The sequence below is a fragment of the Streptomyces sp. CA-210063 genome, from assembly GCF_024612015.1.
Lineage (GTDB): Bacteria > Actinomycetota > Actinomycetes > Streptomycetales > Streptomycetaceae > Streptomyces.
In genome coordinates this window covers 10,287,885-10,302,228 of record NZ_CP102512.1, presented here as the reverse complement: position 1 = coordinate 10,302,228, position 14,344 = coordinate 10,287,885, and the positions used below count along the sequence as shown (strand labels likewise).

Genomic DNA, 14,344 nt, shown 5'->3' with positions numbered 1-14,344 from the left:
CAGGAGTTCGACCGATGGCGATGACAAGGACGAAGACCACGGGCATACGGAGAGCGGTGACCTCCGGGCTGGCCGTCGCGGGCCTGCTCACGACCGTCGGCTGCAGCGGCGCCGACACGGCCGCGACCGGCGGCGCGCCGGCCGACGCCGCGAAGCTGAAACTCACCGCCACGACGCCCGCCGCCGAGGGGGCCGTGGCGAAGGTGAACTGGCTGCTGGAGGACGAGCCCGACTCCCTGGACCTCGACACCCAGGGCACCAGCGCCGGGCGCGTCGTCCTCACCAACGTCTGCGAGCGGCTCTACCAACTGCAGCCCGACATGACGATCAAGCCCTTCCTCGCCGAGAAGGCCGCCACGCCCGACGACAGGACGCTCGTCCTGACCGTCCGGGACGGCGTCACCTTCCACGACGGCTCCGAGGTCACCGCCGACGACGTGCTGTGGAGCCTCGAGCGGCACGCCGACCCGGACATGGAGCAGAGCGACGAGTTCCCCAACGTCGCCTCCATGGAGAAGACCGGCGCCGACGAGATCACCGTCCGCTTCAAGAAGCCCGACGCCCTGTTCACCAAGGCACTCGCGGGTGACGCCGGCATCGTCTGGAACAAGGAGCAGGTGGAGAAGGCCGGCGCCGACTTCGGGACACCGGGGCAGACCGACGCCTGCTCGGGCCCGTACGAGCTGACGGGCTGGAAGTCCGGTGACTCGATCACCCTCCGGGCGTACGACGGTTACTGGGGCGAGAAGCCGCTCACCCGGGAGGTCGTCTTCCGCTGGGCGGCCGACAGCGCCCTGGTCAACGCGCTGAAGACCGGTGCCGCCGACGGCACGTTCGCCGAGTCGCCGAACACGGCCTCCGCCCTGCGCGGCGTCAAGGGCCTCGCCCAGTACTACGGCCTCTCCACCGCGACCCTCGACCTCATCCCCACCGAACGGGGCGGGCTCAAGGACCCGAAGATCCGCAAGGCGCTGTCGCTGGCGCTCGACCGGGCGGGTATCGCCAAGTCCGGCTACGGCGGGTTCGTCGAGCCCTGGGCCAGCCCCGTGGGCTCCGGCTCCTGGGGCTATGCGAAGACCGAGTTCGCCGCCGCGCAGAAGGAGTTGGCGGCCACCGCGCCCGCCTCGCCCGACGCCGACGACATCGCCGAGGCCAAGCGACTGGTCAAGGAGGCGGGGGCACCCACCGAGCCGATCGTCATCGGCACGGACGCCACCCAGGGCCGTACCGTCGTCGCGGGCGCCGTACGGGCCGCGCTCCAGCGGATCGGGCTCAAGGGCACGATCAAGACGGTGCCCACCGCGCAGTTCGAGGAGTTCTACAGCGATCCGCAGGCCCGTGCCGAGATCGATGTGCTGGTCGCGGACTGGTACATCTCCAAGTCCGACCCGATGGGCTTCTACGACAACGGGCTGTCCGACTCGTCCAACAACTGGGTCGGCTTCGAGGACGCCACGTACGACGAGAAGGTGCGGCAGGCGCTGGGCACCCTCGACGACGCCGAGCGGGCGGACCTCGCCATCGACGTGCAGAAGCTGTTCGCGGACGCCGCCGTGTGGATCCCCGTCGCGCAGGTGCCCTCGGTGCTGGTGCTCAGCGACAAGCTGACCGGGGCGCCCGCCTCACAGGCCTATCTCTACTACCCGTGGGCGGCCGGGCTCGGCGCCGAGAAGGGCTGAGTGCGCGATGCCCGCCCGTCTGGCGCGGCGGCTGGCCGGGGTCCTGGCCACGCTCTTCGCCGCCTCGTTCGTCATCTTCGCCGCCGTGTACGCGGCGCCCGGCGATCCCGCCGTCTTCCTGGCCGGCGGCCGCGACAAGCTCACCCCCGAGCGGCTCGCGGCCGTCCGCGCCCAGTACCACCTCGACGAGCCGCTGGTCGTGCAGTACGGCCGCTGGCTGTGGGACTGCCTCCATCTCGACCTGGGCCGCTCCTTCAAGTACAGCGACCAGGTGTCCGACCTGGTCGCGGCCCGGCTGCCGACGACTTTGGCGCTGGTCGCCTACGCGACGCTGCTGTTCGTCGTGCTCGGGGTGGGCGCGGGCGTCCTGGCGGCGGTGAGGCAGTCGACGTGGGTCGACTCGGCGGTGGTGGGCGGGACGACGCTCGCCGCGTCGGTGCCGTCGTTCGTCGCCGCGATCGCGCTCGTGTCGGTGTTCGGGGTGCAGTTGGGCTGGTTCCCGGTGACGGGCAGCGGCAACGGTTTCGCCGGCACCGTGCACCATCTGACGCTGCCCGCCCTGTCGTTGGCGCTCGGCGCGCTCGCCCTGATCAGCCGGGTCACCCGGCAGGCCATGGCGGACGCCGCCGCCTCCGACCACGTCGAAGCGGCCCGTGCCTCCGGCATCCCGGAGCGCGAGATCGTCCGCCGCCATGTGCTGCGCAACGCCCTCGGCCCGATCGTCACCATGTGCGGTCTGGTCATGGCGGGGATGCTCGCCGGGACGGTCGTCGTGGAGACGGCGTTCGGCATGAGCGGGATCGGCTCGCTGCTCGTCGGCGCCATCAACACCCATGACTTCCCCGTGGCCCAGGCCGTCCTGCTGCTCATGGTCACCGGCTACATCGCCGTCACCACCGTCGTGGACCTGGTCCACCCGCTCCTCGATCCGCGCGTCCGCGAGGAGGCCCGCACCGCATGACCACCCTCACCCTCACCCCGGTCGGGACACGGTCCCGCCGTCCCGTCGGCGTCACGGTCGCCGCCGGATTCCTGGCCCTGGTCGTCCTGGCCGCCGCGCTGGCACCGCTGCTCGCGCCGTACGCGCCCGACGCGATCGACCTGTCCGCGTCGCTCGCCGGGACCGGCGGCGACCATCTCCTGGGCACCGACGCCTCCGGGCAGGACCTGCTCTCGCGCGTCCTGTACGGCGCCCGCACCAGCCTGATCGCTCCCTTGCTGCTGCTCGCGGTGGCCGCGCTGCTCGGTGTCACCCTCGGGGTCCTCGCCGCGTGGCGGGGCGGCTGGGTCGACACGTTCGTCTCCCGGCTCACGGACGTCATGTACGCCTTCCCGGGGCTGCTGTTCACCGTCCTGATCATCGCGGTCTTCGGCACCGGCATGACCACGTCCGTCCTGGCCCTCGGCCTCGCGTACACACCGACCGTCGCCAAGTACACGCGCTCACTCGCCCTCTCCGAGGCCCGCAAGCCGTACGTCGACGCCTACCGGGTGCAGGGCATGGGCGGTGCCCGGATCTGCGCGTTCCACCTGGTGCCGAACCTCGGCCGGGCGGTGACCGGCTATCTGGTGGTGCTCTTCGGGGAGGCCCTGATGTCCCTGGCCACCCTCTCCTATCTGGGCTTCGGTGCCCAACCACCCAGCTCCGACTGGGGGTTGATGGTGCAGGAGGGTCAGGCGGCCGTCGTCCAGGGCGCGTTGCTGCCCGCTCTCGTCCCGGGCACGGCCATCGCCGCGGTCGTCGTGTCGTTCAACGTGGTCGGCGTCTGGGCGGCCGACCGGCTCGGAAGGCAGGGCTGATGCTGCTCACCATCGATCATCTGACGGTCGGGATCCCGGGTGCCGCCCGGCCGGTCCTCGACGACGTCTCCCTGCGGGTCGCCCCGGGTGAGGTCGTCGGCCTGGTCGGCGAGTCCGGCTCCGGCAAGTCGACGACGGCGAAGGCCGCGCTCGGTCTGCTGCCGGGCGGGGCGGGCGTCTTGGGCACGGTGCGGGTGGGTGACGCGGACGTCCTCTCCCTCACCGGTGAGGAGCTGCGCCGCCACCGTGCCCGCACCGTGGCGATGATCCACCAGGATCCGCGGGCCGCCCTCAACCCCGTACGCCGCATCGGCGACTTCCTCCGCGAGCGCGGAGCGGACCGGAAGACGGCCACCGAACTCCTCGAGGCCGTGGGGCTGTCCGACCCGGAACGCCGGCTGCGGCAGCGCCCGCACGAACTCTCCGGCGGCATGCTCCAGCGTGTCGTCATCGCCGGCGCGCTCGCCGCGCGGCCCCGGCTGCTGCTGGCCGACGAGGCGACCAGCGCGCTCGACGTCACCACCCAGGCCGAGATCCTCGCCCAACTGCGCGTCCTGCGCGCCGAGACCGGGGCCGGGATGCTCTTCATCACCCACGATCTGCACCTCGCCGCCGCGTACTGCGACCGCGTCCACGTCATGTACGCGGGCCGGGTCGTCGAGGAGCGCACCGCCGGGGCACTCTTCGCCGATCCGGTCCACCCCTACACGCGCGGCCTGCTCTCCTGTTCGCCGACCCTCGGCGAGACGCCACGCACCCTCCTGCCGATCCCGGGCCGTCCCCCGTCCCTCGGCGACTCCTTCCCGGGCTGCCCGTTCGCGCCCCGCTGTCCCGACGCCCAGCCCGACTGCGAGACCTGGCTCCCGGAGGCGGTGACACTGCCGGACGGTGGGACGGCGGCGTGCCGGCGTGTACCGGCCGCCGCCGAGTCCGTCTCGGCGGTCCCGCCAGCCTCGACGGCTTCGACGGCTTCGACGGCTTCGACGGCTTCGACGGCTTCGACGGCCGCATCGGCCTCGGCGGCCTCGGCGGCCTCGGCGGAAAGGACCACCACGTCATGACCGACATCTCCAAGACCACGCCCCCGGCCGCCGGCGACGGAGCCCTGCTCGTCGTCGACCGGTTGTGCAGGACGTATCCCCTGCCGGGGCGCGGCCGGCTCACCGCCGCCGAGGCGGTGTCGTTCACCGTGGCCCGTGGCGGCTCCGTCGGCATCGTCGGGGAGTCCGGTTCGGGCAAGACGACCGTGGCCCGGATGCTCGTCGGGCTCGTGCGCCCCGACTCGGGGACGGTCGCCGTCGACGGCCGCCCCCGGGAAGCCCGGACCCCACGGCGCCGGGAGGCCCGGCTGGCCCGCGCCCGGGAGATCCAGATGGTGTTCCAGGACCCGTACATCTCGCTCGACCCACGGCTGACGGCGGGCCAGTGCCTGCGCACCGCGCTGCGCCTGCACGGCCGGGACGAGCGGTCGGCGGCCGAGCTGCTGGACCAGGTCGGGCTCGGCGCGCGGGAGTCCGAGGCGCGGCCCCGGCAGCTGTCCGGCGGGCAGCGGCAGCGGCTCGCCATCGCCCGGGCCCTCGCCGTGCGTCCCCGGGTGCTGGTCCTGGACGAGGCGGTCGCCGCGCTGGACGTGTCGATCCAGGCGCAGATCCTCCAGCTGCTCGACGAGATCCGCCGCGACACCGGCGTCGCCCTGGTCTTCGTCAGCCATGACCTCGCCGTGGTCCAGCACATCACCGACGAGGTGCTGGTCATGCGGCGCGGACAGGTCGTCGAGCAGGGTCCGACACAGCGGGTGCTCAGCCAACCGGCCGACCTGTACACGCGGTTGCTGCTGGCCGCCGTACCGAGGGAGGGCTGGGACCCGGACGACGCGGTCGCGGCACGGGCGGCGCTCGCCGGGTAGGGACGGGACAGAGGCTGCCGGCGAGTCAGGAGCAGTCAGGAGCTCGACGGCCCGATCGGCTCCGGGACGCGGTGGAGGGCCGCCGACTCGGTCGTCGTGGTGTCGTCCGGCGGCGAGTCGGCCGTCTCGGGGCTCTCCGGCTCGGGCTCGGGCTCCGGCTCCGTCTCGGGCTCGGGCTCGGAGGTCTGCGGCTCCGGTTCCGGCGGGGTGGAGGTGGTCACCGAGGACGACGAGGGACACGGGCTGGTGCGGTTGGCGCCGCCCGGAGTCGGGGGGCACGGCTCGGGCGACTCGGTGGGCGGTTCCTCGGAGAACGACGTCGACACCGACGGGGAGGGCTGGTTGACGGGCGGGGTGGTCTTCTTGTCCTTTCCACCCGTGTCGCCCCTCGGGCGGGTGAACCAGTCGTCGTGCTCGGGGTCGTAGAGGACGAAGACGTTGATGACCACCGTCGAGCGCTCGACGACCACGACGTTCTGCGGCCGGTACGACGGCCAGGAGTCGCCCTTCGGCTCGGGTGTGGTCTTCAGTGCGACCGGCGGCGTCAGCGGGTTGCCGCAGGCGCAGCGCGCCCGGGGCACCCCTCGGTCGTCGACGAGGACGGCGGTGCCGGCCTGGAAGACGGCCTGGTAGCTGGTGGCGGCCCCGTCGCGGTAGCCGTGGTTGGTGACGCGGGTGTCCATGCGGAGCTGCACCGGGGTGAGCGAGCGCAGATACGCCGGTACGTCGGAGGACGTGAGGCCGAGGACGGAGGCGAACGCGTTGTTCTTGGCGGGGTTCGCCTGCAGCGTCTCGACCTGCTTCTCGACGTCGCAGCTGGCGTTGTTGCGGGTGCCGCCGTAGAGGCCGGGGGCCGAACCGTCCACGGCACGTGTCACGTTGGCGGGTTCCGGCCTGCTCGGTGTCGCCGTGGGGGTCTCGGGCGGGGTGGAACTGTCCGTCGCCGTCGACTCGGTGAACGGGTCGGGGCCGGGCTTGCCCGCGGCCTGGAGGAAGACCTCGCCGTCGGCGGAGCCACCGGAGTCGTCGGAGCGGGTGAGAACGACGATCAGGACCACGGCGACGGCGGCCGCGGCGGCCATGAGGGCGATACGGGGAGCGGACCGCCACCACGGGTGACCGGGGCCGCCGGGCCCTTGCCCCGAGTCGCCGGGGCCTCCCCCTGGCCCGCCGGGGCCGCCTGGGCCGCCGCCCGAATCACCGGGTCCTTCCGGCCCACCGGTTCCGCCCGCGCCCGAGGCGTCGCTCGGCGGTTCCGGTGGCATCCGGCCGCTGGGCCGCGTCGGGCCGGACGGCGTGGGGCCGGGTTGCGACGGCCCGGACAGAGGGCCGGAGGGCGGTCCGGTCGGGCGGCCGGAGGACGGCTGTTCCACGCTCACAGATCTTCTCCCGCCGTAGGGATTCTGCGGCGATTCAAGTGTTTGGTGCCGCTTTCTTCCACAACAGGCCCATTGTGTGCTCTGGCGCCGTGCCGCCCGCAAGCCGAGGGGGCTCGGTCCTCCCGGCGCGCGGAGTGCCTCCGCCGTGCTTAGCGTGGCAAGAGTGAGTCCCCAGACCCTGCGTCCTCAGCGGACGGTGCCCGAGCGGGCGGTCGCCCGCCACGGCTGGCTCCAGGCCCTCGTAACGGTCCTGGCCGGGCTGATCGCGATGATGGCGACGGCAGCGCTCGGGCTGTGGGCGGCGGGTGCGGCGGATCTGCCCGACACCGCGTTCCCACGGGTCGTGGCGGCCACCGTCGTGACGGCGGTCGGCGGCACGATCGAGCTCTCCGGTGGCGCCGGGTCCATCGTCGAAACCCGGGCGGGCCTGACCGTGATCCCGCTGTCGGTGACCCTGGTCGGCGCGCTGGTGATCGCCGCCGGGTTCCTGCGGCCCCTGCGCCACCGGGCGGTCGCGGGGGCGACGGAACTCGCGGGCTGGGCCGCCCGCATCGCCGTCCTGTGGCTGGCGGCGCTGATCGGCCTCGCGCTCGCGGCCCGGCAGACCTTCGACATCCCGCTCGGCGATGTGGGCGACTTCTTCGGCACCTCCGCCGCTGTGGGGTTCGAGACGGCCATGGCACCGACCGTCCTCTTCGGGCTGCTGTGGCTCGCCGGGGTCCTGGTCCTGGCCTTGCTGGTGTCGCGCGGGGCGGCGCTTCCGGCGCGGCTGCTGCGGTTCCAGGAGTCGGTGCGCCCGGCCGCGTACGCGATGGTCGGCCTGCTGCTGGTGTACGTCGGTCTCGGCCTGGTGATCGGGGTGGTCGTGGCGCTGACCCGCGGGCATGCCGCCGAGACGGCCGCGGTGATCCTGCTCGGCCTGCCGAACGTGGTGTGGCTGACGTTCACGATCGGTCTGGGCGCCACCTGGGACGGCCAGGTCGAGGGGCCCTTCGGGTTGCCGATGCCGAAGCTGCTGGACGAGGTGCTGCGCGGGCCCGACGTCTCGACCCTGAACCTGGGCTCGCTCGCCGAGTACGACGGCAGGGTGTGGTGGCTGGTGGTCGTGAACGCCGTGCTGCTGCTCGTCGCCGCGTTCGTGATGGCGGCCCGTTCCCCGGCCCGGGTACGGCTGTGGCAGCACGCCGTGCACATGGCGGTGGCTCTGGCGCTCACCGTCCTGATGATCTGCCTCGTCGCCCGCGTCTCCGCTCACTACGGGCTGTCGGTGCTCGGCATCGGCGATCTCGGCGGCGACCTGGGCGGTGAGCTGTTCCTGCGGCCCCGGCCGTGGTCCGCGCTGGGGCTCGCCCTGCTGTGGGGGCTGGTGACCGGGTTCCTGGGCGGGGTGCTGGCGAAGGGGGTGCGGCGACGGGGTGCGGTCGGCGCGGACGCCGACCGCCGCTAGCTGGGGCGGGCGCTGCGCGGCGCCCCGAAGGCGCGCGGGGAACCGCGCGATCAGCCACAGACTCCCCGCGGACGCCCACGGACAAGACCCTCAACGGCGACCGGGCGCCGTCCCTCACCCCTCCCGTGCGGTCAGGTCGGCCCCACGGCGAGCGAGGAGAGACGCACAGATCTCCCCGGCGCGTACGGCGGTGGTGGACAGCAAGGTCGACGTGAGGCCGTGCGTGTGTTCGGTACCGCCCTGGAGATAGATGTCGGCCGAGACATTGGGCGCGGTCTCCACCCGGTGGTCGCGGCCGACCCGGAGCGCGTCCTCGTCGTCACGCAGGCAGAGTTTTCCTATCTCCCCCAAGTGGTCGCCGATGCCCTGGGGTTGGTAGCCGGTGGCGTAGACGAGGAGGTCGGAGGAGAGAACCTCGCGCTCCCCCGTCGGCAGGAACTCCACGGTCACCTTGACGTCGTCCGCGCCCACCTCCACCTCGCGCAGCCGGGAGACGTTCATCATCCGCAGCCGTTCCCTGCCCTGGACCTTCTCCTGGTACATGGCCCGCGACAGGGACTCGATCAAGTCCATGTCCACGACGGAGTAGTTGGTGCTGCGGTGATAGTCGAAGAGCGACTGTTTCACCTCGCGGGGCGCGTCGTAGTACAGGTCGACGGCCTCGGGGTCGAAGATCTTGTTGGCGAAGGGGCTGTCGTCGGCGGGTGTGTAGCCGTACTTGGCGAAGACCGAGCAGATCTCGGCTTCGGGGAAGTTGCGGTGGAGGTAGTCCACGGCCTCCGCGGCGCTCTGGCCGGCGCCGAGGACGACGGTACGGCGTACCGGCCGACCGGAGCGCCGGACCTGGTCGACCCGGTGCAGCAACTCGCTGGTGTGCCAGACCCGTTCGGAGAGTTCGGCGCCGGGCGGGAGGTGCGGTTCGAGGCCGGTGGCCACGCAGATGCTGCGGGCGCGGCGGACGGTGAGCCGTTCCGGGTCGCCGGGGTCGCGGCTGGTGACGTCGAAGTAGCGGATCTCGCCGTCCCGGGTGACGGGGCGTACGGAGACGACCTCGGCGGAGTACTCGACGAGGTGCGCGACGCGGGCGGCGGCCCATTCGAAGTAGTCGTGGAACTCGATGCGCAGCGGGAAGAGGGTCTTGAGGTTGAGGAAGTCGACGAGTCGGCCCCGCTCGCGCAGATAGCACAGGAAGCTGAAGTCACTGGTGGGGTCACGCATCGTCACCAGGTCCTTCAGGAAGGACACCTGCATGGTGGCGTCGTCGATGAGCATGCCGCGGTGCCATCCGAAGCGGGGTTGTCTTTCCAGGAAACCGACCCGGAGCCCCTCCCCCGCACCGGAGTCGGCGGAGTGTTCGTGGAGCGCGATGGCGAGTGCGAGATTCGATGGCCCGAATCCGATACCCAGTACGTCATAGATGGAATCCGGCCCGGTCTGCAGCGTCGTCACCGCGTCATCGCCTCCCATAAGCGGGGGTCACAGGATTGCCCAAGCTGGAACACAGCCTCCCCCAAGCAGACACATGTTAGATAAGGTTAGCCTTACCTAGCAACGGCTGAGGAGGGCTCATATGCGGGTCGTCATGTTCGGGTACCAGACCTGGGGACACCGAACGCTGCAGGCTCTGCTGGACTCCGGACACGAGGTGGTGCTCGCTGTCACCCATCCGAAGAGCGACCACGCGTACGAGAAGATCTGGAGCGACTCGGTCGCCGATCTCGCCGAACAGCACGGTGTACCGGTGCTGTTGCGCAACCGGCCGGGCGACGACGATCTCCTGCGCACGCTGAAGGAGGTCGATCCGGACCTCATCGTGGCGAACAACTGGCGCACCTGGCTGCCGCCCGAGATCTTCGATCTGCCGCCGCACGGCACGCTGAACATCCATGACTCGCTGCTCCCGACCTACGCGGGTTTCTCCCCTCTCATCTGGGCCCTCATCAACGGTGAGAAGGAGGTGGGTGTCACCGCCCACCGTATGGACGCCGAACTCGACATGGGCGACGTCCTGTTGCAGCGCTCGGTGCCGGTCGGGCCGCACGACACGGCCACGGACCTGTTCCACCGCACGGTCGACCTGATCGGCCCGCTCGTCACCGACTCGCTCGAACTCATCGCCTCCGGCAAGGCGGTGTGGACGCCCCAGGACCGCTCCCGGTCGAGTTTCTTCCACAAGCGGTCCCTGGAGGACAGCCGGATCGACTGGACTTGGCCCGCCGAGGATCTGGAGCGGTTCGTACGGGCCCAGTCCGACCCGTACCCCAACGCCTTCACCCACCACCGCGGCGAGCGCGTCCGGATCATCTCGGCCGCCGTCTCCGAGGGACGCTACGGCGGCACACCGGGCCGTATCTTCATCCGCGAGGGCGACGGCGTCGTCATCGTGGCCGGCGCCGAGGCGCGCTCGGGGCGGCTGCCGGGGCTGGTGGTGAAGCGGGTGCGGACGGAGGACGGCACGGAGTACGCGGCGACGGACTACTTCCGCACGATGGGCGGCTATCTGACGTCCCGTCCGTAAGGCCACGGAGCCTGGGGGCACCGCCGGTTCGTGTCAGCCGGTGGTGCCCGAGACGGGCACCGCGGCGGGCACCGTGCCCTCGTGGTGGCGGCCCATCGGGATGACCATGGGCGTGCGGCTGACGGGGTCCTCGCCGACGACACAGCGCAGTCCGAACACGTCCTCGACCATCGCGGCGGTGATGACGTCGGCGGGGACGCCCTCGCCCGCGATGCGTCCGTTCTTCATGGCGATGATGTGGTCGGCGTACCGGCAGGCCTGGTTGAGGTCGTGCAGCACCATGACGACGGTGCGGCCCTGGTGCCGGTTGAGGTCGGTGACCAGGTCGAGGACGTCGATCTGGTGGGCGAGGTCGAGATACGTCGTCGGCTCGTCGAGGAGCATCACCGGGGTGCCCTGGGCGACGGCCATGGCGATCCAGGCGCGCTGGCGCTGTCCGCCGGAGAGTTCGTCGACGGCTCGGTGGGCGAGGTCGGTCATGGCGGTGGCTCTGAGCGCCTCGTGCACGGCCTCCTCGTCGCTCTGCGACCACTGCCGCCACCAGGTCTGGTGCGGTGAACGGCCGCGCCCCACCAGGTCGATGACGGTCAGCCCCTCGGGGGCGACGGGTGTCTGCGGGAGGATGCCGAGCTTCTGGGCGAGGGTACGGGTGGGGATGGAGTGCACCGAGCGGCCGTCGAGGTGGACGGCGCCCGCCTTGGGGGTCAGCAGGCGGGCCAGGGCGCGCAGCAGGGTGGACTTGCCGCAGGCGTTGGCGCCGACGATGGCGGTGACGCGGCCGGTGGGGATCACCAGGTCGAGGTCCTCGACCACGATCCGGTCGTCGTAGGCCAGGCGCAGGCCCTCGGCGCGCAGGTCGGGGCCGTCGACGGGACCGTCCGGGCGGTCGGCTGAGCGGTCGTCCGGGCGGTCGGCTGAACGGTCGGCTGAGCGATTACCGACGCCGCCGTCGGCGCGGTCGTCCCGCTTCGTGGCCGGTTCGAACTTCGATGACACGTTTTCAGCCTCCTGAACCGGCGCGGTTGGCGCGGATGAGCAGCCACAGCAGTACGGGTGCGCCGAGCACACCGGTGACGACCCCGACCGGGAGTTCCGTGTCCGGGACGACCTTCCGGGCGGCGAGGTCGGACACGAGCACCATGACGGCGCCCGTGAGCCCCGCCGCGACGGGCGGTGGGAAGGGGGTGCCGGCCAGCCGCTGGGCGACCTGGGGGGCGGCGAGCGCCACGAAGGCGACCGGCCCGGCGGTGGCCGTACCGAAGGCCACCAGTCCCACGGCGACGAGCAGGACGGCCACCCGGACGACCTGCACGCGGGTGCCCAGGCCCCGCGCGACGTCGTCCCCGAGTTGCAGGGTGCGGATCTGCCGCCCGAGCAGGATCGCCAGGGGCACCAGCGCGGCCATGGTGAGGGCGAGCGGGCCGATCTGTTCCCAGGTGCGGCCGTTGAGGTTCCCGACGAGCCAGCCGAGGGCGGCCTGTGCCTGGAAGCGCTGGCCGCGGGCCATGAGGTAGTCGGTGATGCTGGTGCAGATCCAGGCGACACCGATACCCACGAGGACGATCCGGTAGCCGGTCGTACCGCGCTTCCAGGCCAGGACGTACACCAGCAGCCCGGCGACCAGCGCGCCGAGCAGGCCCAGCGCCTGGGTGCCCAGGCCCCCGTCCCAGCCGAGGACGATCCCGGCGACGACCGCCGTGCCGGCGCCCTGGGTGATGCCGATCATGTCGGGGCTGGCCAGCGGGTTGAGGGTGACGGTCTGGAGGAGGGCACCGGAGATGCCGAACGCGATGCCGACGAGCAGCCCGGCCAGGGCGCGCGGCAGACGCAGTTCGTGGACGATCAGCTCGGTGGCGGGGTCGCCCGTGCCGACCAGGGCCTTCATGACGTCGGTGAGCGGGAGGTCGATGTCCCCGACGGAGGTCTCCACGGAGAACGCCAGGAAGGCGGCGGCCGCCAGGAGCAGACAGACGGTGAGCAGCCGGGGCCGTACGACGCCGGAGACGGGCGGGGCGGGCAGCCGGAAGGTGATCCGGGCGGCTGTCCGGCTCGGGGCCCGAGAGGCGGAGTCCCTTGCCCCGGGCGCGAGTTCGGTCGTCATCGGCTCACGGCTCCACGCTTCGGTCGTTCATTGGCGCACGGCTCCGCGCGTTCATTCGTCATCGGCTCGCAGCTCCACGCGTTCGGTCGTCCTGGGCCGGCAGCTCCACGCGCTCCTCCTGGGCCGACGGCTCCACACGTTCGTCCTGGGTCGGCGGCTCCACGGATGGGAAAGGCACGGGCCGCCGGCTCCACGGCGAAAGCCACAGACCGTCGGCTCCACGGATCCGAAAGCCACAGGCCCGCGCGGTTGAACAGCCGCGCATGGGCGGGCGGCTCCACGGATGCGAGGGTCACGGGCCGGCGACTCCACGGTCGAGAAGTCATGGTTCACAGCTCCGCGAGTCGGCGGCGGCGGACCAGCGCGATGAAGAAGGGGCCGCCGATGAAGGCGACGAGGATGCCGGCCTGGACCTCGGTCGGGCGGGCGATGAGCCGGCCGGCGATGTCGGCGGCCAGGAGGAGGCAGGGCGCGAGGACGGCGGACAGGGGCAGCAGCCAGCGGTGATCCGGGCCGATGCCGGCCAGCTGGGCGAGGACGCGGGCGATGTGCGGGACGACCAGGCCGACGAAGACGACGGGCCCGATGACGGCGACCGCTCCCCCGGTGAGCAGCGTGATGGCGACGACGCCCTGGACACGGACCAGGCCGAGCTTGAGCCCGAGCGACTTCGCGACGTCGTCACCGAGGGCGAGGCTGTTGAGGGCCGGGGCGCAGGCGAGGGCGAGGATCGCACCGACGGCCAGGAACGGCAGGACACGGAACAGGACTTCCTCGTCCTGGTTGGCGAGGGAGCCCGCGTTCCAGAAGCGGTAGCGGTTGAGGGCGTCCGGGTCGGTCAGCGCGATGGCGCTGGTCAGCGAGAACAGCAGGGAGGTCACGGCGACTCCGGCCAGGGCGAGTTTGACCGGCGTGGAGCCGGACCGCCCGAGACCGCCGAGGAGGTACACCAGGACGCTGGCGACGAACGCCCCGCCGAAGGCGAACCAGATGTACCCGTACACGGAGGAGATACCGAGCACGCCGACCGACAGGACGACCGCGAAGGCCGCGCCCGCGCTGACGCCGAGGATGCCCGGGTCCGCGAGCGGGTTGCGGGTCAGCGCCTGCATCAGCGCGCCCGACAGACCGAGGGCGGCGCCGGTGGCGAGGCCGAGGGCGGTGCGCGGCAGCCGTACGGACCAGATGACGCTGTCGATACGGGAACTCGGCGCGTCGCCCAGCAGGGTGTGCCAGACCTGGTCGAGGGGGACGCCCAGGGCGCCGAACGCCATCGACAGGGCGCACAGCGAGAGCAGGGCCGCACCCGAGAGCACGAGCAGCAGTACCGCGCGGGGGCCTTTCGCCGCCCGGACCGTCGAGGTCCCCACGTCCACAACTTCCTTTGATGAGGCTTGCCTTAACTGTAGGGCGAGTGCCCGTTGAACTGTAGGTCTTCCGCCGATTGCCATCCCGCGCTCCCGGGAACTCTCTATAAGCACCCTGTGAATTAGGTAACCCTTACCTTAGTATGT

Annotated in this window: 12 protein-coding genes; 7 read left to right on the top strand and 5 right to left on the bottom strand. The window is 71.9% G+C overall.

The window, feature by feature from the left end; genetic code table 11:
- Positions 1–14 precede the first annotated feature (14 nt).
- The 5 genes from JIX56_RS44800 to JIX56_RS44780 are packed head-to-tail and all read left to right on the top strand — an operon-like array spanning position 15 to position 5,385.
- Positions 15–1,679 carry an ABC transporter substrate-binding protein gene (locus JIX56_RS44800; RefSeq protein WP_257549805.1) on the top strand — a complete coding sequence of 555 codons (1,665 nt, stop codon included), beginning with the start codon at positions 15–17 and terminating at the stop codon, positions 1,677–1,679.
- Between the two features lie 7 nt (positions 1,680–1,686).
- On the top strand, positions 1,687–2,640 hold the full coding sequence (locus tag JIX56_RS44795) for an ABC transporter permease (protein WP_257549803.1): 954 nt from the start codon (positions 1,687–1,689) through the stop codon (positions 2,638–2,640).
- The gene (locus JIX56_RS44790) at positions 2,637–3,479 is read left to right on the top strand and encodes an ABC transporter permease (RefSeq protein ID WP_257549801.1); all 843 of its coding nucleotides are present in this window, start codon (positions 2,637–2,639) and stop codon (positions 3,477–3,479) included. Before JIX56_RS44795 ends, JIX56_RS44790 begins: the two co-directional genes overlap by 4 nt.
- A complete protein-coding gene (locus tag JIX56_RS44785) occupies positions 3,479–4,540 on the top strand; it encodes an ABC transporter ATP-binding protein (RefSeq protein ID WP_257549799.1) in 1,062 nt (353 codons plus the stop codon). The genes JIX56_RS44790 and JIX56_RS44785 overlap by 1 nt, the downstream gene beginning before the upstream one ends.
- Positions 4,537–5,385 carry an ABC transporter ATP-binding protein gene (locus JIX56_RS44780; RefSeq protein ID WP_257549797.1) on the top strand — a complete coding sequence of 283 codons (849 nt, stop codon included), beginning with the start codon at positions 4,537–4,539 and terminating at the stop codon, positions 5,383–5,385. The genes JIX56_RS44785 and JIX56_RS44780 overlap by 4 nt, the downstream gene beginning before the upstream one ends.
- 35 nt (positions 5,386–5,420) lie before the next feature.
- Here the strand turns inward: JIX56_RS44780 and JIX56_RS44775 are convergent, their stop codons facing one another.
- Positions 5,421–6,764: a DUF6777 domain-containing protein gene (locus JIX56_RS44775; protein WP_257549795.1), complete on the bottom strand. Its 1,344-nt coding sequence runs from the start codon at positions 6,762–6,764 to the stop codon at positions 5,421–5,423.
- Between the two features lie 163 nt (positions 6,765–6,927).
- Between JIX56_RS44775 and JIX56_RS44770 the strand changes: the two genes are divergently transcribed.
- Complete coding sequence (locus JIX56_RS44770; RefSeq protein WP_257549793.1) at positions 6,928–8,211, top strand: streptophobe family protein; 1,284 nt, start codon at positions 6,928–6,930, stop codon at positions 8,209–8,211.
- Positions 8,212–8,325: 114 nt separating this feature from the next.
- Here JIX56_RS44770 and JIX56_RS44765 read toward each other — a convergent pair whose 3' ends face one another.
- Positions 8,326–9,660 (bottom strand): lysine N(6)-hydroxylase/L-ornithine N(5)-oxygenase family protein, encoded by a 1,335-nt coding sequence (locus JIX56_RS44765; protein ID WP_257549791.1) that lies wholly within the window; start codon positions 9,658–9,660, stop codon positions 8,326–8,328.
- Positions 9,661–9,781: 121 nt separating this feature from the next.
- On the opposite strand from JIX56_RS44765, the gene JIX56_RS44760 reads away from it, so the two are divergent.
- On the top strand, positions 9,782–10,729 hold the full coding sequence (locus JIX56_RS44760; protein ID WP_257549789.1) for a methionyl-tRNA formyltransferase: 948 nt from the start codon (positions 9,782–9,784) through the stop codon (positions 10,727–10,729).
- Positions 10,730–10,762: 33 nt separating this feature from the next.
- On the opposite strand, the gene JIX56_RS44755 is transcribed toward JIX56_RS44760, so the two are convergent.
- The 3 genes from JIX56_RS44755 to JIX56_RS44745 form a co-directional block, all read right to left on the bottom strand.
- Positions 10,763–11,584 carry an ABC transporter ATP-binding protein gene (locus tag JIX56_RS44755; protein ID WP_257551482.1) on the bottom strand — a complete coding sequence of 274 codons (822 nt, stop codon included), beginning with the start codon at positions 11,582–11,584 and terminating at the stop codon, positions 10,763–10,765.
- Positions 11,585–11,729: 145 nt separating this feature from the next.
- Positions 11,730–12,830, bottom strand: coding sequence for a FecCD family ABC transporter permease (locus JIX56_RS44750; protein WP_257549788.1), 1,101 nt, complete (start codon positions 12,828–12,830; stop codon positions 11,730–11,732).
- Positions 12,831–13,159: 329 nt separating this feature from the next.
- Positions 13,160–14,200: a FecCD family ABC transporter permease gene (locus JIX56_RS44745; protein WP_257549786.1), complete on the bottom strand. Its 1,041-nt coding sequence runs from the start codon at positions 14,198–14,200 to the stop codon at positions 13,160–13,162.
- Positions 14,201–14,344: the final 144 nt, after the last annotated feature.